Consider the following 2,476-nt stretch of genomic DNA (forward strand, 5'->3'; position numbering starts at 1 on the left):
GGGCGGTGAAACTCCCGTGGTCGCGGCCCGCGCGGCGGCGCACCATCGCCGGATGACGGATTCACAGATCATCGTCCTCGCGACGCCGCTGTTCCTGCTGCTGATCGCCATCGAGTTCGCGGTCGGCGTCGTTCGCCGCCGCAACACCTACGTGACGGCCGATGCGCTGAACAGCATCGGCCTGGGGATCATGAGCCAGGTGCTCAACGTGTTCAGCAAGCTGTTGATGGTCGGGCTCTACGCGCTCGCTTTCGAGACGCTCGCGCTGCACCCGCTGCCGCAGGACGCGGTCTGGGTCTGGGGCGCCGGCCTGCTGGTCTACGACTTCTGCTACTACTGGCACCACCGCCTCGGCCACACCGTCGCGGTGCTGTGGGCCGCGCACGCGGTGCACCACCAGAGCGAGGAGTACAACCTGTCGACCGCGCTGCGCCAGACCAGCACCGGCTGGCTGTTCGGCTGGATCTTCTACCTGCCGATGGCGGTGGCGGGCTTCCCGCCGCTGGTGTTCGGCGTCGTCGCGCTGATCGACCTGCTCTACCAGTACTGGGTGCACACGCAGCAGATCGGCCGGCTCGGCTGGTTCGACCGCTGGTTCTGCGCGCCCAGCAACCACCGGGTGCACCATGCCGTCAACGACCGGTACCTCGACAAGAACTACGGCGGCATCCTGATCGTCTGGGACCGGCTGTTCGGCAGCTTCATCGAGGAAGACGATGCCGAGCCCTGCGTCTACGGCACGCGCACGCCGCTCGCGAGCTGGAACCCRCTGTGGGCCAACCTGCACGTCTACTGGGACATCGCCCAGGATGCCTGGCATGCACGGCGCTGGCGCGACAAGCTGCGGGTGTGGATCGAGCCGCCGGGCTGGCGGCCGGCCGATGTGGCCGAGCGCTTCCCGAAGCCGGCCTTCGACATCGCCGCGCGCCGCAAGTACGACCCGCACCGCTCGCGCGCGGCGGCGCTCGTCGCCGGCGGGCTGTTCCTGGTGCTGCTCGGCGCGACCAGCGTCTTCCTGTGGAATGCGCACCGGATGCCGGGCGCCGTGCAGGCCGGGGCCGCGGCGGGGATCCTGCTCGGCTTGTGGGCGGTCGGCTGGGTGTCGGAGCACGGGGTGCGGTGGCCGGCGGCACGGCAGGTCGCGCAGCCGCGGTGATCACTGGCGTTCAAGACGCCGCGAATCCGCCCCGGCAGCATGGCAGGCCCTGAACGCAGAATGCCGCCATGTTCACCAGCCCCGGTTTCACGCCGCCCTACACCGCCTCCGGCCGCAGCGCGCTGGTCGCCGCACCGCCCTGGCACTACGCCGGCTGGCTGCTGAACATCGCCTTCGGCTTCGATGCCGCGCGCGGTGCCGATCTGCTGCCCCCTTCGATCGGCCGCACGACGGGCCAGGGTTGCGTTCACTTCGCCGACTGGCAGGCCACCACCGACGGCAGCGAGCTGCTCGACCCGGTGCAGGCGCAGTACCGCGAGACCATCGTCGTGCTGGAGATCGAACGCGCCGACGGCAGCCGCTGCGGCATCTGCCCGGCGATCTGGGTCGACCAGGATGTCTCGATGCTGCGCGGCCTGCTGCAGGGCTGGCCGAAGAAGATGGGCAGCACCTGGCTCACGCGCAGCCTGCCGCTCGATCACCCGGCCGCCGCGCCGCTGCGCGCCGGCACGCGGCTCGGCGCGAGCCTGGCGGTGAAGGACCGCCGCCTGATCGAGGCCGAAGCCTGCCTGACCGGCGCGCCGGGCCGGCCGCTCGGCTTCCTCGCGATGCCGACCGTCGGCGTCGTCGGCTTCCCCGACCTGCGCGAGCCGGCGCGCCCGCCCGAGCTGCGCCTGCTGCGCGCCGACATCGCCCAGCCCACCACGAGCGGCTGGCATGCGGCCAGCGCGTCGCTGCGGGTGTTCGAGCACCCTCTCGAGGAGCTCTCGCTGCTCGGCGACCTGCAGCCCGGCGATGCGAGCGCCGGCTGGTGCGGCCTGACGGTCATCGGGGCGCGCGATGCCTGAGCCCGGCCTGCCGCGGCATTCGAGCGTGCGGCGCTGGCATGTCGACGGCCAGCCGGCGCTCGAGCAGGTGATGCACCACCGGCCGGGGCAGGAATGGGCGCCGCACTGGCATGAGGAATGGTCGATCGGCGCGGTGCTGGCCGGCCGCTGCCGCTTCAGCCTGGGCGGGCGCCGGCACACCGCGTCGGCGGGCGACCTGCTGGCGATCGCGCCGGGTGCCGTGCACACCTGCGGGCTCGATGCGGGCGAGGGTGGCGACACGCGCGTCGTGATGGTCTATGCCCCGCTGGCGTGGCTGGCGGCGCTGGGCGTGGCGATGCCGCGGGGCAGTGCGTGTGGGCCGATGCCCGCGCTGGCCGCCGAAGCGCAGGGCTTGTGCGACAACGACCGCGACAGCGCCGGCGCAGCGGCCTGGCTGAGCCGCGCGGCGGCGGCGCTGGCCGATGGCCGGTCGCTGCTGCCGGGCGATCCG

At 72.6% G+C, this 2,476-nt stretch carries 3 protein-coding genes; all 3 read left to right on the plus strand.

Translation table 11 applies throughout. The features are described from left to right. Positions 1-1,156, plus strand: a 1,156-nt coding sequence (locus tag AC1D01_RS29940; RefSeq protein ID WP_477872914.1) for a sterol desaturase family protein, incomplete at its 5' end; no start/stop codon positions are given. Positions 1,157-1,224: 68 nt separating this feature from the next. Beyond that, positions 1,225-2,004 (plus strand): acetoacetate decarboxylase family protein, encoded by a 780-nt coding sequence (locus AC1D01_RS29945; RefSeq protein WP_477872916.1) that lies wholly within the window; start codon positions 1,225-1,227, stop codon positions 2,002-2,004. Continuing rightward, on the plus strand, positions 1,997-2,476 hold a 480-nt coding region (locus tag AC1D01_RS29950), incomplete at its 3' end, for a cupin domain-containing protein (RefSeq protein ID WP_477872918.1). The genes AC1D01_RS29945 and AC1D01_RS29950, both read left to right, overlap by 8 nt.

Source organism: Rhizobacter sp. P3_B12 (assembly GCF_056402895.1).